This window comes from Bdellovibrio sp. ZFWA1, assembly GCF_056175665.1.
Map to the genome: position 1 here is coordinate 236,352 of NZ_JBJKJH010000002.1, position 26,242 is coordinate 262,593.

General features: G+C 44.7%; 20 protein-coding genes and 1 other annotated feature. Of the genes, 10 read left to right on the top strand and 10 right to left on the bottom strand.

Annotation, left to right across the window (positions count from 1 at the left end; all coding sequences use genetic code 11):
- Window positions 1-20: 20 nt before the first annotated feature.
- Genes AC04MN_RS10660 through AC04MN_RS10670 form a run of 3 tightly spaced genes read left to right on the top strand, consistent with a single transcriptional unit; the run spans window position 21 to window position 4,248 of the window.
- On the top strand, window positions 21-2,513 hold the full coding sequence (locus AC04MN_RS10660) for a lytic transglycosylase domain-containing protein (protein ID WP_475383192.1): 2,493 nt from the start codon (window positions 21-23) through the stop codon (window positions 2,511-2,513).
- Window positions 2,513-3,448 carry an ABC transporter permease gene (locus AC04MN_RS10665; RefSeq protein ID WP_475383193.1) on the top strand — a complete coding sequence of 312 codons (936 nt, stop codon included), beginning with the start codon at window positions 2,513-2,515 and terminating at the stop codon, window positions 3,446-3,448. The genes AC04MN_RS10660 and AC04MN_RS10665 overlap by 1 nt, the downstream gene beginning before the upstream one ends.
- Window positions 3,445-4,248, top strand: a complete 804-nt coding sequence (locus AC04MN_RS10670) for an ABC transporter permease (RefSeq protein ID WP_475383194.1) — start codon at window positions 3,445-3,447, stop codon at window positions 4,246-4,248. Before AC04MN_RS10665 ends, AC04MN_RS10670 begins: the two co-directional genes overlap by 4 nt.
- On the opposite strand, the gene AC04MN_RS10675 is transcribed toward AC04MN_RS10670, so the two are convergent.
- The 3 genes from AC04MN_RS10675 to ychF form a co-directional block, all read right to left on the bottom strand.
- Window positions 4,199-4,945 (bottom strand): DUF4423 domain-containing protein, encoded by a 747-nt coding sequence (locus AC04MN_RS10675; RefSeq protein ID WP_475383195.1) that lies wholly within the window; start codon window positions 4,943-4,945, stop codon window positions 4,199-4,201. The genes AC04MN_RS10670 and AC04MN_RS10675 overlap by 50 nt on opposite strands.
- Before the next feature lie 112 nt (window positions 4,946-5,057).
- Window positions 5,058-6,524, bottom strand: a complete 1,467-nt coding sequence (locus AC04MN_RS10680; RefSeq protein ID WP_475383196.1) for an amidase — start codon at window positions 6,522-6,524, stop codon at window positions 5,058-5,060.
- A gap of 73 nt (window positions 6,525-6,597) precedes the next feature.
- On the bottom strand, window positions 6,598-7,701 hold the full coding sequence (gene ychF / locus AC04MN_RS10685; protein WP_475383197.1) for a redox-regulated ATPase YchF: 1,104 nt from the start codon (window positions 7,699-7,701) through the stop codon (window positions 6,598-6,600).
- Between the two features lie 206 nt (window positions 7,702-7,907).
- On the opposite strand from ychF, the gene AC04MN_RS10690 reads away from it, so the two are divergent.
- The gene (locus AC04MN_RS10690) at window positions 7,908-8,732 is read left to right on the top strand and encodes a hypothetical protein (RefSeq protein WP_475383198.1); all 825 of its coding nucleotides are present in this window, start codon (window positions 7,908-7,910) and stop codon (window positions 8,730-8,732) included.
- 35 nt (window positions 8,733-8,767) lie between these two features.
- Here the strand turns inward: AC04MN_RS10690 and AC04MN_RS10695 are convergent, their stop codons facing one another.
- On the bottom strand, window positions 8,768-11,092 hold the full coding sequence (locus AC04MN_RS10695) for an endonuclease MutS2 (RefSeq protein ID WP_475383199.1): 2,325 nt from the start codon (window positions 11,090-11,092) through the stop codon (window positions 8,768-8,770).
- Window positions 11,070-12,662: an apolipoprotein N-acyltransferase gene (lnt, locus tag AC04MN_RS10700; RefSeq protein ID WP_475383200.1), complete on the bottom strand. Its 1,593-nt coding sequence runs from the start codon at window positions 12,660-12,662 to the stop codon at window positions 11,070-11,072. The genes AC04MN_RS10695 and lnt overlap by 23 nt, the downstream gene beginning before the upstream one ends.
- Window positions 12,663-12,727: 65 nt before the next feature.
- Between lnt and AC04MN_RS10705 the strand changes: the two genes are divergently transcribed.
- Window positions 12,728-13,609, top strand: coding sequence for a hypothetical protein (locus AC04MN_RS10705; RefSeq protein ID WP_475383201.1), 882 nt, complete (start codon window positions 12,728-12,730; stop codon window positions 13,607-13,609).
- Window positions 13,519-13,642 (top strand) — a sequence feature (Trp leader region). (Overlaps the previous gene by 91 nt.)
- Window positions 13,643-13,651: 9 nt before the next feature.
- Here the strand turns inward: AC04MN_RS10705 and AC04MN_RS10710 are convergent.
- The 5 genes from AC04MN_RS10710 to clpS all read right to left on the bottom strand — a co-directional run bounded on the left by AC04MN_RS10710 (window position 13,652) and on the right by clpS (window position 20,808).
- Window positions 13,652-15,016 (bottom strand): S8 family peptidase, encoded by a 1,365-nt coding sequence (locus tag AC04MN_RS10710; protein ID WP_475383202.1) that lies wholly within the window; start codon window positions 15,014-15,016, stop codon window positions 13,652-13,654.
- A gap of 112 nt (window positions 15,017-15,128) precedes the next feature.
- Window positions 15,129-16,961 (bottom strand): transglycosylase SLT domain-containing protein, encoded by a 1,833-nt coding sequence (locus AC04MN_RS10715; RefSeq protein ID WP_475383203.1) that lies wholly within the window; start codon window positions 16,959-16,961, stop codon window positions 15,129-15,131.
- A gap of 166 nt (window positions 16,962-17,127) precedes the next feature.
- Window positions 17,128-18,024 carry a protease HtpX gene (htpX, locus tag AC04MN_RS10720; protein WP_475383204.1) on the bottom strand — a complete coding sequence of 299 codons (897 nt, stop codon included), beginning with the start codon at window positions 18,022-18,024 and terminating at the stop codon, window positions 17,128-17,130.
- 95 nt (window positions 18,025-18,119) lie between these two features.
- Complete coding sequence (clpA, locus tag AC04MN_RS10725) at window positions 18,120-20,459, bottom strand: ATP-dependent Clp protease ATP-binding subunit ClpA (protein WP_475383205.1); 2,340 nt, start codon at window positions 20,457-20,459, stop codon at window positions 18,120-18,122.
- A gap of 10 nt (window positions 20,460-20,469) precedes the next feature.
- Window positions 20,470-20,808, bottom strand: a complete 339-nt coding sequence (clpS, locus tag AC04MN_RS10730) for an ATP-dependent Clp protease adapter ClpS (RefSeq protein ID WP_475383206.1) — start codon at window positions 20,806-20,808, stop codon at window positions 20,470-20,472.
- A 206-nt stretch (window positions 20,809-21,014) separates the two neighbouring features.
- Here clpS and AC04MN_RS10735 point away from each other — a divergent pair, with 206 nt between their 5' ends.
- The 5 genes from AC04MN_RS10735 to AC04MN_RS10755 all read left to right on the top strand — a co-directional run bounded on the left by AC04MN_RS10735 (window position 21,015) and on the right by AC04MN_RS10755 (window position 26,171).
- Complete coding sequence (locus tag AC04MN_RS10735; RefSeq protein ID WP_475383207.1) at window positions 21,015-21,620, top strand: type IV pilin protein; 606 nt, start codon at window positions 21,015-21,017, stop codon at window positions 21,618-21,620.
- Window positions 21,621-21,646: 26 nt separating this feature from the next.
- Window positions 21,647-22,285, top strand: coding sequence for a tetratricopeptide repeat protein (locus AC04MN_RS10740; RefSeq protein ID WP_475383208.1), 639 nt, complete (start codon window positions 21,647-21,649; stop codon window positions 22,283-22,285).
- 74 nt (window positions 22,286-22,359) lie between these two features.
- Window positions 22,360-23,475 (top strand): molecular chaperone DnaJ, encoded by a 1,116-nt coding sequence (gene dnaJ / locus AC04MN_RS10745; RefSeq protein ID WP_475383209.1) that lies wholly within the window; start codon window positions 22,360-22,362, stop codon window positions 23,473-23,475.
- Between the two features lie 103 nt (window positions 23,476-23,578).
- Window positions 23,579-25,480 (top strand): molecular chaperone DnaK, encoded by a 1,902-nt coding sequence (gene dnaK, locus AC04MN_RS10750; protein ID WP_475383210.1) that lies wholly within the window; start codon window positions 23,579-23,581, stop codon window positions 25,478-25,480.
- A gap of 229 nt (window positions 25,481-25,709) precedes the next feature.
- Window positions 25,710-26,171, top strand: a complete 462-nt coding sequence (locus AC04MN_RS10755; protein WP_475383211.1) for a Crp/Fnr family transcriptional regulator — start codon at window positions 25,710-25,712, stop codon at window positions 26,169-26,171.
- The last annotated feature ends 71 nt before the right edge of the window (window positions 26,172-26,242 follow it).

Consider the following 26,242-nt stretch of genomic DNA (forward strand, 5'->3'; position numbering starts at 1 on the left):
GGTATGGCCGGGGTGACACAATGAAAATAAAAATAATCGGTTGTCTTTTAGGGATTTTTTCTGGCGTTTTCATTGCCAATACATCTTTTGCAAATTCAGAGTTCTTAGCTAAGGTTCAAGAGTTTCAGTCTCAGAACGATTTAAAATCAGCACTTAAGCTATTAAGTGACGATAAGTTAAAAGATAAGTCCGATGATGAGAAGGCCTTAGCGATTTACAATCGCGCTTTGATATATCGCAAATTGGGTGATGCTGCAAAGTCCACAACGGATTTTCAAGTCGTTGCCGCAGGACAAGGAAATCTTAAAGAGTACGGGCTGTTTTATTTGGCCGAAACAAAATTTCAACAAAAAGACTGGACGGGGGCTCGAAGCTCTTTCGCCGAACTTTTAAAATTAAATTTAAATCAGCGAATGCAGTTCGAGGTGAATTCTTATCTGGCCAAGATCGCTTTAGAAAATAAGACTCCGAAAGAAGCCAAAAAGCTTTTGGTCAGCCTTGAAAAAAAAATGCGGCAAAATGAAAAATATCCTGATGTTATTTTTGACCTAGCGATCGCCGAAAAGGGTCTGGGAAATCGTAAGGCCATGTGCCAGTGGCTGAAAAAACTGTATGTCAAATATCCCGCATTTTCTAAAATCGATCACTGGACGATGGATCTACCCGCGAACGAGTTTTTGGGTGCGCCAACCGATTGCCCGGCGGCTGTTTCTGATTTTAAGAGCCGTGTTCGTTATATGCTTTTTGCGGGTAAAGATAAAGAAGCTCAAGCCGAGATCAATGTTATGAAGTCGCGCTTAAGTGAAAATGAAAAGTTTTTAGGAGACCAAATTCAAGCACAGTTTTTTGCCTTGGAAGGCGAAGTCGGGAAGGCCCTCGAGGTTCTGCGTCCTTGGTTTGAATCAAAAAAGAATCAGTTTAATTTTTTAATTCAGTACGCAAATACAGCTGCGCGAGCCGGAGAGTCAAAGATTGCTGTCGAAAACTATTACAAAGCCTACCAGTTGAGTCCTCGCAGTAAATTGGGTAAGCAAGCATTGTTTCAATCGGCATTTTTAAGTTATATGTTTCAAGACTACGATGGGGCGACACAGCGATTTAAAGAGTATCAAAAAGTATTTAAGGGGTCGGCCCTCAATCAAGATATTCGTTGGAACCTGGCTTGGATTAAATATCTTAAAGGTGAGTTTTCAGATTCTTATTCCGAACTTAAAGATATCGAGAACGCCAAACGAAAGAATCCTCGGGCTTGGAAAAAAGTACCATCAGATCGCCTTCAATATTGGATGGCAATGAGTCAGTTTCGTTTAGGCAATAAAGCAAAGGCTAAGGCCTTGTTTCGCCCATTACTGAATGATCCCTTGTATGGTTTTTATTCGCTTTCAGCAGAGGCGCGTGTAAAACAAATTGGTTTGATCGAGCCGGTCAAGATCGCCGTGAATGACAGTCGAATTCGTGTCCGAATATTTGATCGCTTTTCTTCATCTGATTTTTTAACTCCTTCTATGAACGGAGACAGTTTTTATGAAGATGAAGAAGATGCCGGCGATGCAGATTTAAATATTGCCACTGGCGCAGTCGATGAAGAAAGTGCTGACGAATCGGAAGAAGGGGATGTCGCTAATCCCGATACCGGAGCCAGTGAAGTGGCCGATGAGTCCTCCGAAAAGTCAGACGAAAAAGATGACAGCGAAAAGATCGTAAGTTTTTCGAGCCCCGTTTTGATGAAACGCTTCGAGCGGGCTCGAGATCTTATGATTGTCGGACAGGATGAGTGGGCACGATGGGATCTTTTTGAAATCGAAAAGAAGACCAAAAGTCGCGAGTATTTGAATACCCTTATGACCGAATATGCCAATATTGGTAATTACTATCGCTCTTCTTACATTGGGCAGACCACTTTTGGCAGACAAAGAGCTCAGCAGGGGATAGCTGGAGTTCGTTACCTGTGGGAACACACTTATCCTCGGGCCTTTTCTCAGTTTGTTGAAAAATCCTCGAAGAATTTTAAAGTACCTGAAGAGCTAATTTGGGGAATTATGCGAGCTGAATCTCAGTATCGTCAGGATGTTATTTCTCCGGTGGGGGCCTTGGGACTTATGCAAGTGATGCCATTTACTGGATATAAAGTGGCTCAGCTTATGAACGATAAAAGTTTTTCGCCGCAGAAACTTTTAGAACCCGAAACGGCCATTACAATTGGGAGTCGATACCTTAGACGATTGATGGATAAATTTGATGGAGTGATACCTTTGACGGCAGCAGCTTACAATGCTGGACCTCATCGAGTGAAGGCTTGGCTTCATAGTTTTGGTCAACGTGATACCGATGAGTTTATTGAGCATATTCCGTTTATCGAGACTCGTAATTATGTGAAGAAAGTCATGTCGAATGCTTATGTCTACTCTTTGCTCTATGGGGATAAGAAAGAGCTTTTCCCATATCTTGCCGGGGCGATGCCCGTGAAGCCGGTCAAAGAAATGGTGACCAAAGAAAACTGGGATGACATTTAATGCGAGGGGCGAGGGGACTGCTTCTAGTTTTAGTAGAGACACTGATCAGCTTGCTAGTATTGGCCAGTTTGACCTTTGTTCTTTTGCGCCTGTTGCCCGGAGGGCCGTTTTCGGAAGAGGCGGCACTAAATCCCCTGGTTCGGGCCGAGCTTCAGAAGCAATGGGGCACAGAGCAGTCATTTGTACAGCAATGGTTTATGTATATGCGCGCTTTGCTTCACGGGGACTTAGGAGTCTCGATGCAAAATTCCGAGCAAACAGTTTTGGATCGGATTGTGCAAGTAGCGCGGCCGACATTTTTTCTAAATTTTTTGGCGTTGTTGCTGGTCATCATTGTGGCGCCGTTTTTGTCCTACCTTTCTTTGAGGAAAAATTCTTTTAATCAGTTTATCCAACAGTTTTGTTTGATGCTGATCTCGTTACCTAGTTTGTTTTTAGCGCCTTTATTAATTTGGATCTTTGCAGTTTATTTTAAAGTTCTGCCGGTGGCTTTTTTTAGCTCTTGGAAGCATTGGGTGCTTCCTTTGCTTGCGTTAAGCCTTCGTCCTATTGCGCAGTGGTCCCGGGTGTTTATGCGCAGCTTGCATGCGCAGAAGAATATGGACTATGTCCGCACAGCCCGAGCCAAAGGTTTGTCTGATTCCGTCATTATCCGAAAGCATATTTTTTCAAACTCGATGGTGGCTGCTTTAGCTTATTTGCCTCAGCTCGCTGTTGGATTATTGTCAGGCTCTTTTATTGTGGAAATTTTATTTGCGATTCCTGGCTTAGGAAGCACCTTTGTTTCAGGATTGGCCGAGCGAGATTATACTTTGGTGACGGGTATTGTACTGGCCACGGGTTTGCTGTTTATTTTCTTTTCAAATTTGTCTCTGTGGTTGATGGGGTTATTTGATCCTCGTCTTCAAGATCAAGAAAATCTGGGGGCCAAATGATTCTGATGCGAAGAATTGCGGCAGCCTGGCTATTGTTTTTGGTGCTTTCTGTTTTGTGGTTTTATTTTTTTGTGCCTTCATCCGCTCTAGAACCGCAAGTTGAAGCCATCCTTCAGTCCCCAAGTTTAACTTTTTGGTTGGGAACTGACAGCTTGGGGCGGTCGATGGCACATCAAGTTTTGAATGGTGCTTCGGCCTCTTTAATAGTTGGTGTATTGGGCTGTCTAGGTACAAGTTTTTTGGCTTTGATATTTGCCGGAGTCGCAGTTCTAAATCGGGGATTGATGGACCGATGTTTGTGTCGATTGGCTGATATTTTTTCGGCACTGCCTGGCTTTCTTTTGTCTGCGGTCCTTTGTTTGTTTTTGCAAAATGAATTCACTAGCTGGTCGGGATGGTTGGTCCTTGTTGTTGGATTGGTTTTTACTCACTGGATGGGGGTATTCAGAGTTGCTCGAGCTCTTATGGTCGAGTACCAATCGAAAGATTGGGTGCTGGCTGCCGAGGCGCTGGGGGCCGGCCGGTTGCGAATATTACGAAGACATATTTGGCCGCACATGCGTCCGTCTTTTTTGACGGTGGCGGTACTACAAATACCAAGTTTGATTTTGTACGAATCTTATTTAAGTTTTGTGGGGCTTGGTGTTTCAAGCCCGAGTACGTCGTGGGGATTATTGATTAAAGAGGGGTGGAAGACGCTGACCGATTTTCCATATTTGATGTTAGCGCCTTCCTTCTTTTTGTTTATGACTATATGGTCGATCCATGTCCTATTGGATTCCCATCTTCAGGATCCTTAAGGATTGGGTAGTAAGCGTAAGTGATATTATAAAGACTGTTCGCAGGCTTACTTTTAGCTACTATATTAGTAATCTTAAAAAGTGCTTCCCGCATGATCTCGTGAATTTTAGGAATATCTTCTGCATTTAATGAAATTGTTAAATTAGATTGACCGCGCTTAACGGGCTCATGATTTTTCACGGACTCCAGGGCCCATTCGGCATACTGAATCAGCATTTGTCGCCGCTCTTCTGCCGTCAATGGGGAAGTTCCGGTGATGACCTTAACCGGGCGATAGCCATTCCCTTTTTTATCGATAGCTAGAAGCCCAAGACGGTGAAGTTCGGCGATTTGTTGTTCGAACTCGACTTCGGTTAACTTTAGGAATTGAAGAAGCTCTGGCTTTCGATCTTGAAAATTTTCAAGGGCCAGGGCTTCCAAGATGATCGGGACATTGGAGTTTATAAGGTGCTTCGGAAAAGTTTCAGGCAGCTGTTTGAATTGATCCCCCGAGGTCACCAATCCCAAAAACTGTTGAGCCTCGTCTTCAGACAACTGCATAATCGGAATCCATTTTTCAGCCGTTTCGAGGCTTGGAATTCGAGTGCCGTTCAGAATTTTTGAAAGGGAACTTGGGTCCGTCTTCAGAAGCTTTGCAAAAGCTCGTAAAGAAAATCGTGGGTTCCGTTCTTGTCTTCGGCTCAGTTGAACCTGCATAAACATTCTTATATCCATAAGGCACTAACAAACAAAAATATTGTCTTAAATAAAGAAAAAAATTTCTTTAGTGTGGAAGCTTCCCTTAGCCACGCCTAAGTATGTATATTTTTTAATATTCCGGCGGTATCCAGCCACCAAAAGTGGATTCCAGGAACTGGGCCACCGAAAGGCAGAGCGAGTCATGATTAGGAGCGGCAATAATTTGAAGCGATAAAGGCAGCTCTTGATCGTTGAGGCCCATGGGAACTGCGGTGGCGGGATTGCCTAGTACGTTGAAGATACCGGTGTAGATAAAATCAAAAGGGGCCATAAGCGGAGCATGATGCTTCGGAGCCACTCGTGGATGAAGGGGCATAATCAAAATCGTTTTTTCATCGAAGTAGCTGTGAAATTTTCTACGAAGTTCGATCAGTTCATGAAGAAGTTCGTCGCTGTGTTTTTTAGAGAGCCCGATGATTTCAGCAAGACTCACGACCAGGCTTGGTAAAGTATAGTCGGCCTTGCCTAATAATAATTTTATAAATTCAGAAGTTATCGAAAGTGAACCTTGTTCGCCCTGCAGTGCCTCGTAATACTTTTCTTGTTTGGTCGACTTTAGGGCGTTAAGCCACAGCTGTACGCCATGTTTAAAGAACTCGGCCGGAAATTCTTGAACTTGGGCGCCTAACTGTTCAAAAAGTTTCGCGGCATTTTTAACGGCCTGGCGTTGATCTTTTTCGGTGCGATTCGCGCCATGAAAAATAGGGTCTTCCAGAACAAGAACTTTGATGTCTTTGATTTCAATCTGATTCGGTATCCATTGATGAACCTGTGTCATTTGATCGATACCATCAGGTCCAATAAGAAGCTGAGTCAGTACTTCCAAATCTTTGGCTTTTTTTGCGATAGGTCCGACGCTGGTATAAGGGTATCGTCCCTCGAAAAGTCTTTTTTCAAAATCTTCTTTTGAAAAGGGAAAGTGGCCAGTTAAAGGAGTGATTCTGTTGGTGGGTTTGTGGCCAAAGACGCCACAGAAACCCGCTGGCATTCGAATACTTCCGCCGATATCACTCCCAAGTCCAAACGGGGAAGCGCCCGCGCCAATCAGGGCCCCTTCGCCTCCACTGCTTCCGCCACAAGTCCTTCTTTTATCGTAGGGGTTGTTTGTCCGGCCATAGATGGGATTATTTGTTTCAAACCAAAATCCCAGCTCGGGAACATTGGTTGTACCAAGGGGAATGGCCCCAGCTTGTTTTAGTCTATTCACACAAGTGGCATCGTAGCTTTGCACTTCGTTTTTGCGATGAATGCTTCCCCCTGTGCGACGAAAGCCACTGAGGGAAAGCATTTCTTTCACTGTAAAAGGAACTCCAAAGTAGATTGGTAAAGAAGCGGGATCCGAAGTTAAAACTTTTTCTTCGCACTCTTCTGCCAGCTGGCGGGCCTGACTGAAGTTGTCTTCGCATAATGCATTTAAATTTGTATGGGTTTCTTGAATTCGTTGGATATGTGCTTCCAGAATTTCTTTAGGCGAAGCTTTTTTTGTCTTTATTAGCTCGGCAAGTTCTAAACCTGAAAGGCGAAGAAATTCGTTCATGTAAGACCTTTATCCAAACATCTTTATCCGCGGGGAACTAAGTTTGGCTCTGTTTCCCGCGGAGTGAAGAAGATTAAACGTTGAAACGGAAGAATAAGATATCGCCGTCTTTAACGATATACTCTTTTCCTTCAAGACGGTATTTACCAGCCTCTTTCACGGCTGATTCTGAACCCAGAGTGAAAAGATCTTCGCAGTGGTAGGTCTCTGCTCGGATGAAGCCTTTTTCAAAATCAGTGTGAATAACACCGGCGGCTTGTGGGGCTTTCATTCCTTTTTTGATTGTCCAAGCGCGCACTTCTTTTTCGCCCGCAGTGAAGTAAGTGAATAGACCTAAAAGTTTATAAGCCTCGCGAATTAAACGATTTAAGCCAGGCTCTTCAGCACCCATCGACTCTAAGAACTCTTTGCGCTCTTCCGGTGGTAGTAAAGAAATTTCAGCTTCCATCGCCGAGCAAATCATAATGGTATTATTGCCTTCTTCAGCGGCACGAGCCTGAACTTGCTTTGTCCATTCATTGCCCCCAGCTGCGAAGTCTGTGTCTGATACGTTCATTGCGTAAAGTACTGGCTTGGAAGAAAGCAAATGCATATCGCGTACTAAAGGAGCTTCTTCTTTTTCTTCTAATTGAACAGAGCGAGCTGGTAAGCCTTTACCTAAAGCCTCTTCAACTTTTTTCAAAACGTCGACTTCAAGCTTAAGTTTTTTATCTTGTGACGTTTTTGCTTGTTTCTCAATTCGCTGAAGTTTCTTTTGTACCGAATCTAGGTCGGCCAACATCAACTCCATATTGATAATTTCGATATCGCGAAGAGGATCCACCGAACCTGAAACGTGGATGATGTTTGGATCGTCGAAGCAACGTACGACGTGAACAATTGCATCTGTTTGGCGAATATGTGAAAGGAATTGGTTCCCAAGGCCCTCACCTTGGCTCGCGCCCTTAACGATACCGGCGATATCAACGAACTCCATGGTCGTTGGAACGATGCTTTGTGGCTTCACGTGAGCTGTGATCTTATCCAAACGAGGATCTGGAACTGTGACGACGCCGACGTTAGGATCAATCGTGCAAAACGGGTAGTTTGCAGCTTCTGCTTTGGCCGCAGTTAAAGCATTGAAAAGAGTCGATTTTCCTACGTTGGGTAGTCCGACGATTCCGACTTGTAAAGCCATGGGAGCTCCTTGTAAATGAAGACCTCTTTCATACCGTATTGACAGCACACTGCCAAGAAAGAAAGACACCGTAGAGGGCACCTGACTAAAATTGAGGCAGTTTTTTATTCTGCAAGGCCGTTTAAATTGATTTGAGCTGGTATCGAAATAGCAGGATTGCAACCGGTCACTATTTTTAGAGTTGGTCTGTTAAAAAAGGAAAGTCTATGAAAACAAAGAGAACAATGCTTAAAGAACTGTTGGCATCAGTTGTTGTGATTTGTTTCTTTATAGCGCCGGCTTCCAAAGCGGACGAGGCGGGGGATCTTCCAGGTCCCAATGATCTTGAGGCCGGGGCTGAAGTCACTGAAGCGGCGGAGTTGCCGCTACCGAAGCTCTCTAAAAAACTGGTAGAGTGTCGCTGGAACGGCGAAAATTATCAGGCATTTTCCTTAGATCATAAAAAATTTGTTGGTAAACCTCAATATGGCTTTTCTAATAAAAGCGTCTGTGAGGATGCGGCCTCGGCAACCAACGAAGCCGTTGTTCAAGTGGCCTGTAGTTGGACGGGGACGGGGTACGCACCCTACAATATTCAAAACTCTCGATCGATGGGTTATGATGATTTTGGCTTTAACACTATTTCAGAGTGTAAGCGGGCGGTGAAGTCGACACGAGCGGGACTTATTTGCAACTGGAATGGAAAAGGTTATTCGCCGATTAAAATGTCAACAGGAGCCTTCGTCGGCTTAGAGGCCTTTGGTGCAAGCAGTTTCGAAGGCTGTGCTCGCTATTTAGAAACTTCAAATAACGGAGTTGTTTGTAATTGGAACGGAGAAGGTTTGCAGCCCTACGTGATTGATGGAAATTTTTCGGTCGGGCGAGGTAAATTTAGTTTCGGTCAGCTTTCAGAATGTCATTCAGCTGTTCAAAAAATAAAAAACAACTCAATATGTACTTGGGATGGAAATGGCTACCGACGCTTTAGCTTAGGAAAACCTCAAACTCCCGCTTCAGAATTGTTTCAAAGAATTGAAGACTGTCAAAATTAGACGAAGTAAAAAAAGGGATGCATAGCATCCCTTTTTTATTCTCCAAGCTCGGCCCAAGTAACGCCATCACCGCCGCTTTCATTGGTTCCGGCCTTCCACTTTTTCACGTAAACAGATCGTGAAAGATAAGTTCTGACGGCCTTTTTCAGGGCTTCCGTTCCATGGCCATGAATGATCTTTATGCGATCTTCCTGAGCCCGAGCTGCAGTATCTAAAGCCAGTTCAAGTTCTTGGATAGACTCTTCAACTGTACGACCACGAAGATCTAAGACTCTCTCGTCGGTGTGAAGGGCAACCGTGACTCCTCCGCGCTGACGCACCAACTGAGATGTGGGATTTTGCGGCTTCCCGGCTGTTTTTAGATCCTGCCATTTGACTTGTAGGCGCATGGATCCTGATAAGACCGTAATTTCACCACGTGAGTTTGGTGGCGACTGCACCAGAGCATCTGAATTTAGTGACGGAACGAAGACCTTGCTTCCGGGGGGAAATTTTTTTGCAAAGTCTTCTGCCGATTGCACCGAGTTTTCTAAAGAAGGTTTGGCTTTAACGATCTCTGGAAGTTGATACTTGATGTCTTGCAATGTGCGATGGCGCTCCATCGTTTGTGCCGCTTTGGCGGACTGAATGGCTTCTTCGACTTTGCGTTCAGCTTTTTTCAAAGTGCGCGCCAACCACTCGTCTTTTTCCCGATTGAATTGCTCCATAAGGGACTCGTATTTATTCTTCAACGCAACAGCTTTTTGAGTCTCTTTTTTAAGATGATCTTGAAGGCTGGCAATGTCTGATTTTAATTTTTCAATCTGCTCAAGTCCCTCTAGACGGGCCCGAGTTGCTGGGGCCAGAACCTCTAAGGCTCGTTCAATAATGGTTTGGGCAACTCCCACTCGCTTGGCAGTTAAAATAGCCAGTGAGTCTCCGGGAATTCCTGCGATGAATTGATATGTCGGGCGTCCTGTTTTAGCGTCGTATTCAAGGCTTCCATTGAGGACTCTAGATTCAGCATCCCATCCCAATTTCAAAGGACCTAAGTGGGACGTTATAACACCAAAAACTTTATTTTTTGAAAAGAGCTCGATAAACGAGCGGGCCAGAGCGGCTCCTTCTTCTGGGTCCGTCGACCCGCAGATTTCATCAATCAAAATAAGCTTATGAGGTCCAATCATCTGCCCGGCTTTATTTAAGATTCGCAAATGGGCGGCGAACGTAGAAAGCTCTTCATCAACGCTTTGGGCATCACCTATTCCTACCATCACATCTTGGAAGAATGGCAATTTAGAAGTTTCACTTGCGCAAATTGGTAGTCCACAGCGCGCCATTTGGGCTGCTAGGCCGATGGATTTTAACAACACTGTCTTACCGCCAGCATTCGGACCGCTTAGTAACAACAAAGATTTATTTTGATCTAGTAAAACGGTATTTGAAACTAAGGGTTTGCCTGATAGTTGGAGAAGGGGATGGCGAACCTCGATAAGTTCAACAGATTCGTCGCTGAATTCGATACTGCTTCCTTCGATCAGGTCGGTGAATTGGGCCTGAGCAAAAGTCACATCACAAATTTCCATCAAGTCTCGGGCCCGATCAAAATCACTTGCTTGACTAGCAAGATACAAGGAAAGCTCTGTCAAAAGTCTTTCAATTTCTTCTTCGATTTCAACTTCGATTTGTCGCAATCGATTATTCATTGGAATGACGGTTTCAGGTTCGATGAAGACGGTTTGTTTAGTCTGTGAAGATCCGTGAATGACTCCAGGAACCGAGTGTTGAGCTCCAGATCGTACCGGAACAACCCAACGGCCTTCGCGAGTCGTTACGTACTTATCTTGGACGACGCCTTCCATTTTTTGTGTTTTGACCAAACGATCTAAAGAGTTTTGTACGTCTTTATAAAGACGCTCTTTTTCCCGGCTTAAGCTGTACAATTTTTCCGAGGCATCCATGCGGATTTCGCCGCCAGGGGAAATGATTTGATCGATGGCTGAAAGGGGCTCCGCTGCTTCAAATAGTTGGGACTTCATTCGGGTGGCCCAAGTATTGTTGACCGGAAGAAGGGCTTCCTTAAGGGCTAAGGCCTCTAAACAAAAAGTACGGACGTCGCGAATTTCTAAAATTTTCAAGACCGCCTTTTTATGAAGACGTCCAATCCACATCGGAAAAAGATCCAACGAAGTCATATGGGGCCGATGGCCTTGATTCAAAACCTCAAGGGCATCGAAGATCTCGCTGAATCGCAGACGGGCTTCGGTTGCCGAATTTAAAGGCTGAGTGTCTGCAATTTCATTTTTACCGACCTCAGAGGTCGCATGTGATTTAATACGCTCTAAAATGTCGAGCCAATCAAGCATTGCGAGATTTTGCATTTACATAGCCTTTCAACAAAAGTCCAAGAAGAAGAACCAACCATAAAATCCAATCCCAATGTCCCCAAGCAACAAATTGGGACTGAGGGGGATTTTTTAAATAGGGAATTTTATAAGTATGTGTCCACTCTTGACCAATGGGGGAGTGTTCAAGAATTTTTCCGTCTGCCAAGATCACCGTCGAGATGCCCGTATTTGTCGAGCGGATCAAGGGACGACGTGTCTCTACGGCCCTAGCAAGAGTCATAAACATATGCTGGCGTGGTTCGAAAGTTTTTCCAAACCAAGAATCATTGGTCACATTGACTAGGATTTGGGCTCCTTTTTCCGCTAAGCCGCGGCTGAAGGCAGGATACAAAGATTCGTAACAGATCTGCCCACCAAAATGAAGCAATGCCGAGTTATGCATCACACCCATTGTGGTTGGTCCCTGTCCGCGGCCAAAGTTAGAAATAAAAGGAAGCAACTTTAGAAGAATCGGGAATTTTTCTGAAAATGGAAGATATTCGCCAAAGGCTAGCAAATGGGTTTTGCGATAAGCGGGGGCCCAGTCTTCGCCGGTGGGCTTGATTGCAAACAACGCATTGTATGTCGAAGTGCCTTCGCCATTGGAATTGTCATCTTTTGCGTAGGCGCCTGTGATTAGATTTTTATTTAGGGGATTGAGTCCTTCAACCAGAATCGAAGTGTGCTTGCGACCTAAATAAAGATTCCCAAGATAGTCGGGAAAGGCCGTCTCGGGCCAAACTAAAACTTCAGTATCTGGATTCTTCATGACTTCATCTTGGCTCAGTCTTAAAAACTTTCTGGTGATGCTTTCTTGGTAGGCCCGGCCTTGTTCGGCATAAACTTTTTCAAGATTTCCAATGTTGGCCTGTATCAGGCTTGCGGTTAGCACATCATCACTCTGGGACCATCGTTGTCCCCTGAACGATCCCGAAATAGAAAGGCCCGCAAGGAGTATGGCCGCAAGTAGGCAATGCAGAAGAAGCTTTTTCGTTTGAGATTGTTGCAACCAAATCCAAGCAAACCAGGCGTTAAAAAGTAGAGTGATAGTGGAAATACCTTCAAATCCGATTAGATCTGCCCATTGATAAAATGGAATTTTAGATGCGATCCAAGCGTATCCTAGATGCCATTGAAAAATCACCGGCCAGATTCTTTCAAGTAAGCTAAGGCTAAGCGCGGCTACGAATAGTGAAGTTCCAGTGGATAACTTCAGTTTATTTTGCAAATGCTTAGTGAAAGCAACCGAAGCCGGAATGTACAGGTGCATAAAAGCTGCAAATAGTAACAAACACAAGACAGCGGCAGGCCATGGTAGGCGACCAAATTCTTTAGCTGTATGGGCGATCCAGTGGAATCCGATCAATGAAAGCACAAATTGAGTCAGCCAAGCAGACTTAAAGGCCGTTTTCCAATTTCCTTCCGTAGAAAAAACAGCTAGCCACAAAGGAGCATAACAAAAAAGCAGTGCCCAGGGCGGAAAAGGAATGTAGGAAGTTCCGATAAGGACGCCCGACAGCAAAGCAAAAGGATTCGACTTGAGCCATTGAAAGATTTTTTTCATCATGTTATTCATAAACTAAACCGAACCCTATGTCAGCATCGTGATGTTCAACGAGCGGAGAAAAAATGGGAGAATTAATTACTCCAAATAAGTTTCACTTACGTTGTCCGGCTTGTAATAAGCTGTACGTCGTTTCCTCTGCAGATATTACCTCTGAAACTCCTGAATTTGACTGTCTTTCTTGTCAGCAAAGATTCTTTTTTAATTTCCCCCCGGGGGACTTTACGTCTATTCAAACAATTGCGCTGGACCGTCAAGTTGACATCGAGAAGCCTTTCCGTCAGGCCGAGAAAATTGACGCTTCCGTACAAGAAGTTCATTCAGTTGATTTTATTGCTCAAAATTTCAGCATCAATAGTGCTGATCACTTAAAGACGGTGCCAGAGGTGGATTCTAAGGCGGCTCGATCGTGCCCAAAATGCGGAGCTATGAACGATCGTGCGTCAAAAGAATGTGTGTCTTGCCATGTGATATTTGAAAAGTTGTTAGGACTTCCGGAAGACAAATCGTTAAGGGCTCAGCCTTCTTTGGTCCGCAAATGGAAAGAAGTGGCCGAGGATTTTAACAATGAAGATAAGCACGAAGCTTTCTTGATGAGTTGTCGTCAATTGGATGCTCTTCGATTTGCTCAGTCGAAGTATCAAGCGATGAAGCAGGTCTTGGGTGGTGATTCTACTTGTGAGCGTATGCTTGCACGTATTGATGCACTTTTGGTTGTTGGTATCAAAAGCGCGATGGTCGCTAAAGAGGAAAAGGCCTCTGGTCGGCCGCAGTGGATGAAGTACGTGTTTATTGGACCTTTTGCGACCGCTTCGTTGATGATTATTATTGGCGCTTTGAATTTAAATCATAGAAATATGATTGGTGGCGGTTTTGCTTTAGCCTTCTGTGCGGCTGGACTCATTATGATGATCAAGGGTCGAATATCTTACGATGATTTTAAGTAAAAAAAAGCCCACTTCATAAGTGGGCTTTTTTTTAGCCTTTTCTTATTGAACATTATCCGATTCTTGTTGCGTTCCGACTTTATTCACTTTCATTTTTCCCATGGCATCTAAAAGAGATCGTCCAAATTCAGAAACCCCCGCAGGACTTCCCGAATTGTCTTTGCGCATGTTCGGATCGTTGACGAAGGTCTGTTTCATGTTCACGGTGTTAGCCGCCACAACGCCGCTAAGCCCGACGCCTTGATCGAGAACCGCTAGTGCCTTAAATAAATTGAGCTTCCGAGCTGTTTTGGTTTTACCCAAAAGCTGTTGGAATGCATCGCCAGTGTTAATGACGTACTTTTTAACATCGTCGGCTTTGAAGGACTGTTTGTGCGCCATCACCAAAGCAGCGGCTCCGGTGACGAAGGCCGTTGCCTGGGAAGTTCCCGTCATATATCCATAGGCACTGCCAGGAAGGCAGGATAGAATATTTTGCCCAGGAGCTGCGATATCAACAGTCAAAGTACCATAGTTCGAAGAGGACAGCACTTCGGTGGACTGGTCAATCGCGGTGACCGAGATAATATTTGAAAGCTCGTAGTCAGCCGGATAGTAGTGGAATTGATCCGAGTTGCTGCGTTCGTTTCCAGCGGCAGCAACAAAAAGAATCCCTTTTGCTTCAGCCTCTTTGATGGCGTCATGTTCTTCCTGGGAAAACTCTGTACCACCACCTGAATAGTTGATGATATTTGCCCCCATTTTTACGGCATATTTAATGGAAGCCACAGTGTTTTTTAAGTTGTCGGCTCCGGGAACTTTTGGATCGTAGTATTTCAAGGTCATGATGCTGACTTCGGGTGCAATTCCAATAATGCCTTTTCCGTTACCTGCGCTGGCGCCGATAATGCCGGCAATATGGGTGCCGTGTCCGTGGTTGTCATCCAAGCGGTTGTTGTTTGAAACAAAATTCCAGCCATAGATATCATCCACAAAGCCATTTCCATCGTCGTCTATACCATTCGAGGCCTTATCCCGGCCCATAGCATCGACTCCTGTTTCGCCAGGATTTTTCCAAAGATTTTCTTTAAGATCTTCATGTTTGATATCAATGCCGGTGTCGATCACAGCCACGACGATTTCACGACTGCCTTTGGTTAATGACCAGGCTCGGGCTGCATCGGCTTTTTTTAATCCCCAGGCTTGATTGATCGCGGGGTCGTTAAACAATGCACTGGGTTCATCAGGAACTTGCTTGATTGTCGTTACGACTTTTGAAAGTTCTAACAGACGTTGATCTTTTTTGGTCGAGCTGGCTTCACGAGAGGGCGAGTGCGAGTTTTCAGAGAAGTAAACATAGCTGCCTAGGCCAGCAAAAAAAAGCAGGCCTAATAACGAAGCTGAAATCCAAAGTTTCTTCTGGGACATTGTCCACCCCTTAAGTCTTATAATACCTTATCTTCTTTTCGGAATTTTAAGGATCTGCTTAATGGCTGCGTGGGGGGCTTTACGCTTCAGAATGACTCAAATTGAAACACTCTTAAGGAATCGGAGTCTTTTTAAGTTCCCACTTTAGAAGTTCTTCCGGAAAAGGAAAGTCATTCTTGGCGCGAAGTCTTTGATAGCTGATTTGGTTTCTCATCACCAGCTTGACGTAGTTTCGTGTTTCATCGTAACCGATATCTTCGATAAACTCTAAAGGATCAGGACTGTAGCGAACTTTGAGCCATCCTTGGATTGCCTCTTCGCTGGCATTGTAGCGGGCAACGGCTAAAATGAACTGGTTGTTGTATTGCTTTAATAGTTTTTTTAACTCGAAAGAGCCAATGGGAATATTGATGCTGGGTTCAAAGAGATCAAATGCTGTCGAGTATTTCAGTTTATTTTCTTTCGCGGAAGCTTCCGCCACTGACGGTAGAAGCTGCATAAGTCCTAAGGCATCGGCCATGCTGCGGGCTTCGGGATCAAATGCTGATTCTTGACGAATGATCGCGTAAATAAGCTCTTCGGGAATTTTGCTTTTCATTGCCGAATTTTTTATTTCCTGAGGATACAGCATTGGGAAAACAAGTTCGGGGTCATAGCTAAATAAAGTATAGCGATTAATACGAATCTGCAGCTGATTGATCAGCTTTGCCGCGGCCGAGTTTTCTTGGATACGTAGTAGATCTCTGGCTTCTGAAATCAGTAAACGATCTTTTTCGTTTTCGATTTCGGCCAAAGATTTACGAGTGTCAGCTGCCGCGGGGATGGGATTTCCAAGCTCGCGTAATGAAATCAATCCATAGTATCCGAGAAGATCTTTTTGCGAAATATCTGTCAGCTCTTTCTTTTCTAAGGCAGGGTCTGATTTTTTTAACATCCGCGCAGCCCAAAACTGACCTCTAAATTTTTCCAGTGAATCAGGATGAAGCTGAGCATAGCGCTGAAAAAGAGGACGCGCTTCTAGATCCTTTTGAAGTTTCATCAGGAGCCAAGCTTCGGACCATAGAAGACGCAACTCGATATCCGGAGAATTTTGTTTTTCTGCCAGTGCAAGTTTGAAAGCCGTATCCGCCTTTTCAAGTTCTTTTTGTTCTTTTGCAATCGCGCCTTGAAGGTAAAGAACCTCTTGAAGGCTGTAGTGGTCCTTGAGCTTATTCGCGGCTGCTTCAAGGGTCATTTTTGCTTTTTCAATAAAATTGTCCGTCCAATAGGCTTTGGCAACAAGTGCATAAGCTTCATTCAAGCGACGAGCATTGCTAGAATTTTTTGGATCTTTATCGAATGATTTTTTTGCGACCTCTAAAAGAAAATCGCCTGTTTCAAGATAGGCTTGCCTGTTTTGAGACGTCTTATAAACTTGGCGTAAAATTTTGTAGAGCTGGTATTGCTCTTCTTCGTCTTGAGTGGCTGCGATTCTGGTTTGTAAAAGCTCGATCGCCGCTTTAAAGTCGCGCTGAGCGCGTAAAGCAGAAAGTTTTTCTTGCCAGGTTTTTGGCGGCTTTGTGTTTTTTTCGACGGCTTTTTCGGGCATTCGTAATTTTACAATCTGACGAGTTAAATTCGAATACCAAGAGGGAATCTCTTTTAGTTCCACTTTGTAATCGGGGCAGTTGAGCTCTCGGCGAAGACTTGCGATATTCTTTAAAGTACTGGGACCTTCAGACAACTCTTTGAAAAGTCCGCAGGCTTCAGTCGCCTTACCCATCTTTAGTAAATCCATCGCTGTTAAATAATTGATAACATACTGAGGGTTCTCTAGCTCTTTAGCAGAGCTTCCTGAAAAATGACTGCAACCGTTTAAGGTCATCGAAAGACCCAAAAGAATAGTGATAGTTGATTTTTTTGATGGAGCGATCATTTTTTTGGTGGAAAAGGCGAATTCAGACATGAAACTATGTTAGGGCGTAGCTCTTGAGCTGTCTACTTTGGGCAAAAAAAAGTGGACCTGATTTTAGTCGGTCCACTTCTGTTTTCGCCTGGCGGCTTATGTCTAGCGTGGGGCGCTTTTCGCCTGGCGGCTTATGTCTAGCGTGGGGCGCTTTTCGCCTGGCGGCTTAGCGGCCGCCGCGTTCTAGGACGGCGATGCGATCTTCGAGCGGTGGGTGTGTCATGAAAAGTCCAGCTAGACCAGACTTTCTGCGATTTGAAATCATCAAAGTTGCTGTCGCTCCTTCTTCGGCAGGGTAAGGAAGTTCGTAAGCTGCTTGCAGCTTACGAAGTGCCGCAATCATGTTCTCGCGAGACGAGTACATGGCGCCTCCTGCATCGGCACGGAATTCACGCTGACGAGAGAAGTAGTTAACAACGATGCTTCCCAAGATTGAAAAAGCGATGTCGCCAACGATTGTTACCGCAAATCGAACGATCTCACGGTATCTATCCTCCACATTGCTTGCTATCAAGTTTGCAAGAATACGCGAGAAGAACATAACGAAGGCATTCACAATACCTTGAACCAATGTCATCGTTACCATGTCGCCGTTTGCAATATGTGCCACTTCGTGTGCTAAAACGCCATCGACTTCTTTTTCAGTCATGCGATTCAAAAGGCCTGTTGAAACAGCAACTAAAGAGTTCGACTTCGATGGCCCAGTAGCAAATGCGTTTAAATCCTGAGATTCGTAGATACCAACTTCAGGCATTTTTGGAAGACCCGCGGCACGAGACATTTGGTGAACACGCTCTACTAAGCGACGAAGTTCTGGGTTGGCATTGTTGGGTTCAATTATTTGAACTCCATGAAACATCTTTGCCATCCACTTTGACATTAGCAAAGAAACAAAAGCTCCGCCCATACCCCAAACACCGCAGAATGCGATAAGAAAGGCCATGTTGCTGTTAAGCCCACTAAGTCCTAGGAAATGAGAAATGATCGACCATGCGATACCAACTGTCACCATCACCAGGATGTTCGTCAGAACGAATAAGCCAATACGTTTAAACCATGTCATAAAAAGACCTCCATACGGTTCACTCTTATAAAGATGACAACTCTAAAAAAATTGTCAATGGGAACCGGTAGGAGGCCATGTCGATTTTCCAGAAATCAGGTAGTTACTGTTTTCTTTTGAGTCTGCGTTGTGTTCACAGGCGTAGAGGTGGTGCCAAACTGAAACCTTAAAACGTCTTTTTCCACATCTACTTGAACCCGTCCACCGTCTGAAAGTTTGCCAAAAAGCAATTCGTCAACTAGGGCCTTTTTCAAGTGTTCATCGACAGTGCGAGCCAGGGGGCGGGCGCCGTAAGCCTTGTTGTAGCCTTTTTTCATCAGCCACTTTAAGACGTCTGCACTCACTTGAAGGTCGACACGTTTTTCAGCCAAAGTCATTTTCAGTTCATTAACGAACTTTCCAACGACTTGAAGAACCATGTCTTCTGAAAGCTCTTTGAAGCTAACGACGGCATCGAGGCGGTTGATAAATTCGGGTGCAAATGTTTTCTTCAATGCTTCCATAGAAATGGAAGATCGAGAGTCTTCAACCAGTCCTATGCTGCCGCGGCTTGTTTCAAGGGCACCAGCATTTGATGTCATCACTAAGATAACATTTTTAAAGTCAGCGACGCGGCCGTGACTGTCTGTCAATCGCCCAGCATCCATCACTTGCAGTAAAGCATTGTAAACATCAGAATGGGCTTTTTCGATTTCATCTAAAAGCAAAACTGAATAGGGATTTTTATTTACAGCCTCGGTCAACAATCCACCTTCTTCGTAACCCACATATCCCGGAGGCGCGCCAACCAGGCGCGCAACTGAATGCTTTTCCATGTATTCACTCATGTCAAAGCGGTGAAAGTGGACTCCTAAAATTTGAGCTAGCTGTTTGCAAACTTCTGTTTTACCGACGCCCGTTGGGCCTGTGAATAGGAAGCTGCCAATTGGCTTGTCAGCGCGGGTTAAGCCGGACCGTGAAAGCTTGATCGCTGCCACCAATCTTTCGATGGCTTCATCTTGGCCATAGATCAAGGCCTTTAATTTTTTATCTAAATCTCGTAGCTGATTGCGCTCGTTTGTTGAAACCGCCGCTACTGGAAGGCCAGTCATTTTGGCGACAACCTTTTCAATTTGTTCTGGTCCGATAGCAATCCATTCTGTTTGGCTGTCTTGCAATCGATAAAATGATCCGGCTTCGTCAATCACGTCGATTGCTTTATCTGGTAGTAGCTTTCCATGAATATGTTTTACAGAAAGTTCGACGGCGGCCTTCAGGGCTTCGTCGTTAAAGCGGACTTTGTGAAACTCTTCGTATTTATTGCGAAGCCCTTTTAAGATTTCTATGCAATCAGCTTGTCCTGGTTCAGCAACATCGATGCGTTGAAATCGACGGCTAAGGGCACGATCTTTTTCGAAGTGCTGTCGGTATTCTGCGTGAGTGGTAGAGCCGATACAGCTAATGTCTCCGTTTGCAAGCGCGGGCTTTAATAAATTTGAGGCATCCATACTGCCGCCACTGGTAGCACCAGCGCCAACCAGGGTGTGAATTTCATCAATGAACAAGACCGCATTTTTACGTTTAATGACTTCTTTCACGACTGCCTTTAAGCGGCCTTCAAAATCTCCTCGAAATTTGGTTCCTGCCAACAGCGAGCCCAGGTCTAAAGAATAAATGACTGTGTTCTTTAACTTCTCAGGAACTTTGCCTTCGTGAATTCTTAAGGCTAAGCCTTCGGCGATGGCTGTTTTACCAACTCCGGGCTCCCCGATTAAAAGGGGGTTATTTTTAGTTCGTCTGGCTAAAACTTGAATTGTTCTTTCAAGTACATCATCGCGGCCGATCAAAGGATCGGTGCGTCCCGAAGCAGCACGTTCGTTTAAGTTGACACAAAAACTTTCTAGCGGAGACTTTTTTGAATCATCTGTCGCTTCGCCGTCGATGTCTCGTAAAGCATCTTTTCCAGCGGGGCCTGCCGGGCCAAGATCGATATCACTGAGGCTGTCTTTTTCGATACCATGAGACAGAAAGTTGATAACGTCGAATTGCGAAAGGCCTTGTTGGGATAAATAATAAACGGCATGGGAATCTTGTTCGTAAAATAAAGAGACCAACAGGGTGCCTTCATTGATTTGGTTTCGACCCGAGCCCTTAACTTGCATGGCTGCCCGCTGAAATAGGCGATGGCAGCCAAGTGTGAACTCGGGTTGCCAAGAGTCATATCCGCCATAGTCTTCAAGTTGCTCTTCCGAAATCTCGGGCTGATTCTTTATAAATTCACGAAGGTCTTGTTTGAGTTTTTGAACATTAACTGCGCAGGCTTCCAGAATTTCGACCATAGTTGGTGAAACGGTGAGTGCTAAAAGGATGTGCTCTAGGGTGACGAATTCATGACGATGTTTTTTGGCAATTTCAGTGGCTTCAGCGAGTCGGCGTTCGAGTTCTTTACTCATCATGAGGAACCTCCTAGGCTTCTTCCATTGTGGACTTCAATGGGTGTTGATTCATCCTTGAAAACTGATTAACTTGCATGACTTTCATTTCGGCCACTTCAAGAGTAAATACTCCAGCAGTGCCGGATCCTTTTTTGTGAACGTCTAACATTATCTTAATCGCATCTTCCTCTTCTTTGTTGAAAAATCGCTTCAGGACCAGGACCACAAAATCCATGGGGGTGAAGTCGTCATTCAAAATGAGGACTCGATACATTTTCGGGGATGTAATTTGAGGGATTGTTTCAGTCGCCGAATCGCCTTCAGGAAGGTCGGGAGTTCTTGGGATCGGTGTTTTTTTGTCGTTACTCATAGAAGTCTCCATCCTTTAGTCCTAAAAATTCCTTGAGATATCTGTAGCATAATTATTAAACCGTGTTCTGTTTCCATTCTGCTTAGGTAGCAGTTTAATTAATTCTAACAGAAATGTCTTGTTTTGAGAACTGTGCTTGCCACTTGTTTCAAAATATCGTCAAAATAAGAGGGTATTGATTTTACACATTTCGTTTTGGAGGAAATATGTTAAAGCACGCTTACGGTAAAAAAGGTTTCTCGCTTGTTGAATTGATGGTCGTTGTTGCCATCATCGGTATTCTTGCTGCAATTGCAATCCCATCAGTTTCTAAATACATGGCGAAAGCTCGTCAGTCAGAAGCGAAGACAAATCTTTCTTCACTTTATACCGCTGAAAAGGCTTTTTATGCAGAATACAACACTTTTGATAACAGATTTGCGGCTGTTGGTTACACTCCAGAAGGTCAATTGAGATACGATGTTGGCTTCGTTTCTGGGGTCACTGCTGGTTTGGCGAATGGTTATAACACCGCTCCGGCAGTTCTTGCAACTAGAGCTGGAACTTATTGTGGAACAGGAACGGGCTTTCAAAATGGTTGCGCTTTGCTTGCAGGAGCTAATTCTGCAGCGGTACCTGCGGTGACTGATGCGGCTTGCGGAGGGATAATTGCTCCAGGTGGCTCTGCGCATCCAGCGGGTGTCTGTTCTACAGCAATTTCAACATTTAGAGCGGGTGCAGCTGCTCAAATTCAGTCGGGTCTTGCGCTCGAGGATCGTTGGTCTATTGATGATTTAAAGGTTTTGAGAAACACTCAGAATGGTATCCGCTAATTTTATCTATGACTCAAAGAGCTTCTATGATCTCTTTCAAAATCCCAAGTCTTGTGCTTGGGATTTTTCTATTCAGTGCGTGGATCGTGAATATTCGATCTCCGATTCGATTTGTTGAAAATAAAAATTTGGCGGTGCCGCCTAAAAATTTGGTTTACCTTCATTTTGGATTTAATGAAGTTATGGCGGATTCGTTTTGGTTGCGGGCCGTGCAGGATTTTGATTACTGCGAGCAGCAGTTGGCGGCGAATCTTTGCAAAGGGCAAGGATGGCTTTATCGCACCTTGGATTTGACCTCGGATCTGTCCCCTAAATTTCGAGCTCCGCTGGCTTCGGGGCCTTTGGCTTTAAGTATTATTATTTCAGATATTGATGGGGCAACAAAACTGTTTGATAAGGCCACGGTTCGATTCCCCAACGATTGGCCCATCTTGTATCGAGCGGCCTATCATGCTTTGTATGAAGAAAAAAATAACGAAAAGGCCGCGAGCTTATTGATTCGAGCAGCAAAAAATGGGGCTCCGCCATGGACTTATTCATTGGCGACAAGGCTTTACACAGAGGCGGGTCAACAAGAGTTGGCCGAGCGAATTTTGCAGGATGGCGAAAGCATCCCCCCCGAGATTAAAGAGCGTATTCGTAAAAGACTTCAGCTTAAACAATAAGCAAATTTTAAAAAAAGATTCCGAGCCTCCCGGGGGAGCCTTGACTCTGGCGGAAAAGGCCTCATATTGGCGCTATGTCACAGCGCGATTTTTATGAAATTTTAGGTGTATCTAAAGAGGCCGATGCGGACGCGATTAAAAAGGCGTATCGCAAGTTGGCAATGCAATACCATCCGGACCGCAATCCCGGCGATAAAGAGGCCGAGGAAAAGTTTAAAGAGGCGGCTTCGGCTTATGAGGTCTTGAGTGATCCTCAGAAGCGCGCCAAGTATGATCGATTTGGTCATCAAGCTTTTGGTGGTGGCGCCGGTGGCTATGGTGGCGGTGGATTCACTGATATGGAAGATATCTTTGCTAACTTTGGGGACATCTTCGGAGATATTTTTGGTGGTGGCGGCGGCGGTCGTCAGCAGCGCCGTGATAGAAATGCAGCCCGACGTGGTTCAGATTTACGCTATGTCACAGAAATTCAGTTGGCAGAAGTGTTGTCTGGGATCGAGCGTGAGGTTGAATTTGATACGGAATGCTCTTGCGAATCGTGTAAGGGCTCTGGAGCTGAAAAAGGCTCGCAGCCAGAGACTTGTCGCACTTGTGGCGGCTCTGGTCAGGTGGTACGTCAGCAAGGCTTTTTTGCGATGGCATCAACTTGTCCGAGCTGCAGAGGCGAAGGTGTGACGATCAAAGATCCGTGCAAGCAATGCCGGGGTTCGGGACGTCAAAAACAACATCGAAAAATTAAAATCAATATTCCGCCCGGAGTGGACACGGGCACTCGGCTTCGAGTCAGCGGTGAAGGTGAAGGCGGTTATCGCGGAGGCGGAGCAGGTGATCTTTATGTTGAAATTCGCGTCAAGGATCACGACTTCTTCGAGCGCCAGGGCGATCATCTTATTGCCGAGCTTGAAGTTCCATATGTGACTTTAATGTTGGGCGGGGAAGTTGAAGCCCCCATGATCAAGGGTGAAAAGACCGTGGAAATTGAAAAAGGCCTACGTCCTGGGGATCAGATCAAGGTCTCTGGAGAAGGACTTCCGTCGCTGCGCGGCAGTCGACGAGGGGATATCTATTTCAATATCAAAGCGGGATTTCCTGAAAAGCCAAGTAAAGAAGAAGAAAAATTGCTTAAGGATATAGCAGCTTTATATGGCAAAAATGCTAAATCCGGGGCTAAGGGTAAGTCTTGGTTCTAGGCTGGGTCAAAATTTAACATAAAAATTCGGCCGTCACCTTGACGGCCTTTGTTTTGAACCCATTGTTATTAATGAAATTAATCACTTTTAGAAGGAGTTCCAAATGGGAAAAATTATCGGTATCGACTTGGGTACGACAAACTCATGTGTTGCTATTATGGAAGGCGGCGAAGCGAAAGTTCTTGTGAATGAAGAAGGCGCACGTACGACTCCTTCGGTTGTAGCGTTCACAAAAGATGGTGATCGTCTTGTTGGTCAAATTGCTAAACGTCAGGCTGTAACAAACCCTGAAAATACTATCTACTCTGCAAAACGTTTCGTTGGACGTCGTTTTGAAGAAGTGTCTGATGAAACAAAACTAGTTCCATACAACGTTGTTAAAAAAGGCAACGACTGTGCATTCAAAATTCAAGGTGACAAGCAGGTTTCTCCGGAAGAAATCGGCGCAGCGGTTTTAGCTAAACTTAAAAAGGTAGCTGAAGATTATTTGGGTGAGCCGGTAACAGAAGCTGTTGTGACTGTTCCAGCTTATTTCAACGATTCGCAAAGACAGGCTACTAAAGATGCAGGTCGCATTGCGGGTCTTGATGTTAAACGTATTATCAACGAACCAACAGCAGCGGCGCTTGCTTACGGTTTGGATAAAAAGAAAGACGAAAAAATTGCGATCTTCGACTTCGGTGGTGGTACATTCGATATCTCTGTTCTTGAAGTCGGGGACGGTGTTGTTGAAGTGCGCGCGACAAACGGTGACACTCACCTTGGTGGTGACAACTTCGATACAGTGATACTTGAGTGGCTTATTGAAGAGTTCCGCAAAGATCAAGCAATTGACTTGCGCAACGACAAAATGGCTTTGCAACGTTTGAAAGAAGCTGCTGAAAAAGCAAAAATCGAACTTTCAACAGCGCAAGACACTGAAATTAACTTGCCATTCATCACAGCTGATCAGTCTGGTCCTAAGCACATGCAAACTCGTTTGTCTCGTGCGAAGTTCGAGCAAATGACAGAGCATTTAGTGAAGCGCTCTTTAGAACCTTGCCGCAAAGTTTTGGAAGATGCTGGCTTGAAAGCATCTGAGATTGATGAAGTTGTACTTGTTGGTGGTTCGACTCGTATTCCAGCTATCCAAAAAGCTGTTAAAGATTTCTTCGGTAAAGAGCCAAACAGAACAGTGAACCCAGACGAAGTTGTTGCTTTGGGTGCTGCGGTTCAAGGTGGTGTTCTTGCTGGTGATGTGAAAGACGTTCTTTTGTTGGACGTTATCCCACTTTCATTGGGTATCGAAACAATGGGTGGCGTGATGACAACATTGATCGAGCGCAACACAGCTATTCCAACAAAGAAAGCTCAAGTGTTCTCAACAGCTGCGGACAATCAACCAGGTGTTGATATCCACGTTCTTCAAGGTGAACGTAAAATGGCTGGGGACAACAAAACATTGGGTCGCTTTGAGTTGACTGGTATTTCGCCAGCTCCTCGTGGTGTGCCACAAATTGAAGTGACTTTTGACATTGATGCCAACGGTATTTTGAGTGTTTCTGCTCAAGATAAAGCGACTGGCAAGTCTCAACAAATCAAGATCACAGCACAGTCAGGTTTGTCTGAGGACGAGATCAAGCGTGCAGTGAATGAAGCTGAGATGGCTGCAGAAGCTGATAAAGAAAAAGCAGAAGCGGCGACTCAACGTAACAACCTAGACAACTTGGTTTACCAAGCAGAAAAATTGATCAAAGAGTCTGGCTCTAAGATTGATGCTGCTGAAGTGAAAAAAGCAGAGACTGCGATTGCTGATGCTAAGAAAGTTTTGGAAAACAAAACTGCGGACACAGCAAGCTTGAAGGCACAGTTTGATTCATTGCAAACGATTGTTCACAACATGACTTCGCAAATGTACAAAGGTGCCGGTGGCGAAGCTGGTCCAGAAGCAACAGCAGATGCAGGCGCAGGTACCGACAAAAAAGATGACGACGTCATCGACGCCGACTACAAAGACGTAAACTAGATAGTCGTCAGGCGAAAAGCCGGTAGGCGAAAAGCCGGTAGGCGAAAAGCACTTCGTGCTAGACAGCCGTCCGGCGAAAAGCACTTCGTGCTAGACAAAACCCCCTCCTTAAACGGTGGGGGTTTTTTATTCGAGTTACATCTAAGTAATTCAAAGTCGAGTTTTCCATTGTGAATGCTGACGAAAGGATCTGGGCTTTCTATTCTTAGGGCAGTTGAGTGAGGGTGTTATGGACTTGGGATATTTAAAGCAGATCTATTTGTTCAAAGATTTAAGTGATGTGGAGTTAAAGAAAATATCTGATGTGGCAGAAATGAAAAATGTCATGCCGGGGGAGGAAGTCTTCACTTTTGGTCAGGTCGCAATGGCCTTTTATGTTGTCGTGATGGGCAGTGTAAAGTTATCGGTGGGCTCTTCCCAGGGCGATGAAATTCAAATACGCACATTGGGTTCGGGATCACATTTTGGTGAAATGCCAATGCTTGATGGTGAAAAAAGATCAGCTTCGGTTGCTGCTATGGAAAATAGTACTTTGGCAGAAATACCTTACGAAAAATTTTTGATGTTGATGGATCAAGAGCCGGCGATGGCAGTAAAAATATATAGAGCCATTGCGAAATATTTAGCGGTGAGATTACGTTCAACAACGGGTGATTTGAATCAGCTTAAAGAGTTAAAGTTCCAGCATTAAGTAATCGAACAGAGCGGAACAGGTCTTTATTGACGACCAAAAATGCGGACTGTCTTTAAAGTTTACGGCCT

Excerpts from the sequence above, each read along its gene's own strand:
- AC04MN_RS10660 (WP_475383192.1), top strand. The coding sequence starts at position 21 with ATGAAAATAAAAATAATCGGTTGTCTTTTAGGGATTTTTTCTGGCGTT.
- AC04MN_RS10665 (WP_475383193.1), top strand. The coding sequence starts at position 2,513 with ATGCGAGGGGCGAGGGGACTGCTTCTAGTTTTAGTAGAGACACTGATC.
- AC04MN_RS10670 (WP_475383194.1), top strand. The coding sequence starts at position 3,445 with ATGATTCTGATGCGAAGAATTGCGGCAGCCTGGCTATTGTTTTTGGTG.
- AC04MN_RS10675 (WP_475383195.1), bottom strand. The coding sequence starts at position 4,945 with ATGCAGGTTCAACTGAGCCGAAGACAAGAACGGAACCCACGATTTTCT.
- AC04MN_RS10680 (WP_475383196.1), bottom strand. The coding sequence starts at position 6,524 with ATGAACGAATTTCTTCGCCTTTCAGGTTTAGAACTTGCCGAGCTAATA.
- ychF (WP_475383197.1), bottom strand. The coding sequence starts at position 7,701 with ATGGCTTTACAAGTCGGAATCGTCGGACTACCCAACGTAGGAAAATCG.
- AC04MN_RS10690 (WP_475383198.1), top strand. The coding sequence starts at position 7,908 with ATGAAAACAAAGAGAACAATGCTTAAAGAACTGTTGGCATCAGTTGTT.
- AC04MN_RS10695 (WP_475383199.1), bottom strand. The coding sequence starts at position 11,092 with ATGCAAAATCTCGCAATGCTTGATTGGCTCGACATTTTAGAGCGTATT.
- lnt (WP_475383200.1), bottom strand. The coding sequence starts at position 12,662 with ATGAAAAAAATCTTTCAATGGCTCAAGTCGAATCCTTTTGCTTTGCTG.
- AC04MN_RS10705 (WP_475383201.1), top strand. The coding sequence starts at position 12,728 with ATGGGAGAATTAATTACTCCAAATAAGTTTCACTTACGTTGTCCGGCT.
- AC04MN_RS10710 (WP_475383202.1), bottom strand. The coding sequence starts at position 15,016 with ATGTCCCAGAAGAAACTTTGGATTTCAGCTTCGTTATTAGGCCTGCTT.
- AC04MN_RS10715 (WP_475383203.1), bottom strand. The coding sequence starts at position 16,961 with ATGTCTGAATTCGCCTTTTCCACCAAAAAAATGATCGCTCCATCAAAA.
- htpX (WP_475383204.1), bottom strand. The coding sequence starts at position 18,024 with ATGACATGGTTTAAACGTATTGGCTTATTCGTTCTGACGAACATCCTG.
- clpA (WP_475383205.1), bottom strand. The coding sequence starts at position 20,459 with ATGATGAGTAAAGAACTCGAACGCCGACTCGCTGAAGCCACTGAAATT.
- clpS (WP_475383206.1), bottom strand. The coding sequence starts at position 20,808 with ATGAGTAACGACAAAAAAACACCGATCCCAAGAACTCCCGACCTTCCT.
- AC04MN_RS10735 (WP_475383207.1), top strand. The coding sequence starts at position 21,015 with ATGTTAAAGCACGCTTACGGTAAAAAAGGTTTCTCGCTTGTTGAATTG.
- AC04MN_RS10740 (WP_475383208.1), top strand. The coding sequence starts at position 21,647 with ATGATCTCTTTCAAAATCCCAAGTCTTGTGCTTGGGATTTTTCTATTC.
- dnaJ (WP_475383209.1), top strand. The coding sequence starts at position 22,360 with ATGTCACAGCGCGATTTTTATGAAATTTTAGGTGTATCTAAAGAGGCC.
- dnaK (WP_475383210.1), top strand. The coding sequence starts at position 23,579 with ATGGGAAAAATTATCGGTATCGACTTGGGTACGACAAACTCATGTGTT.
- AC04MN_RS10755 (WP_475383211.1), top strand. The coding sequence starts at position 25,710 with ATGGACTTGGGATATTTAAAGCAGATCTATTTGTTCAAAGATTTAAGT.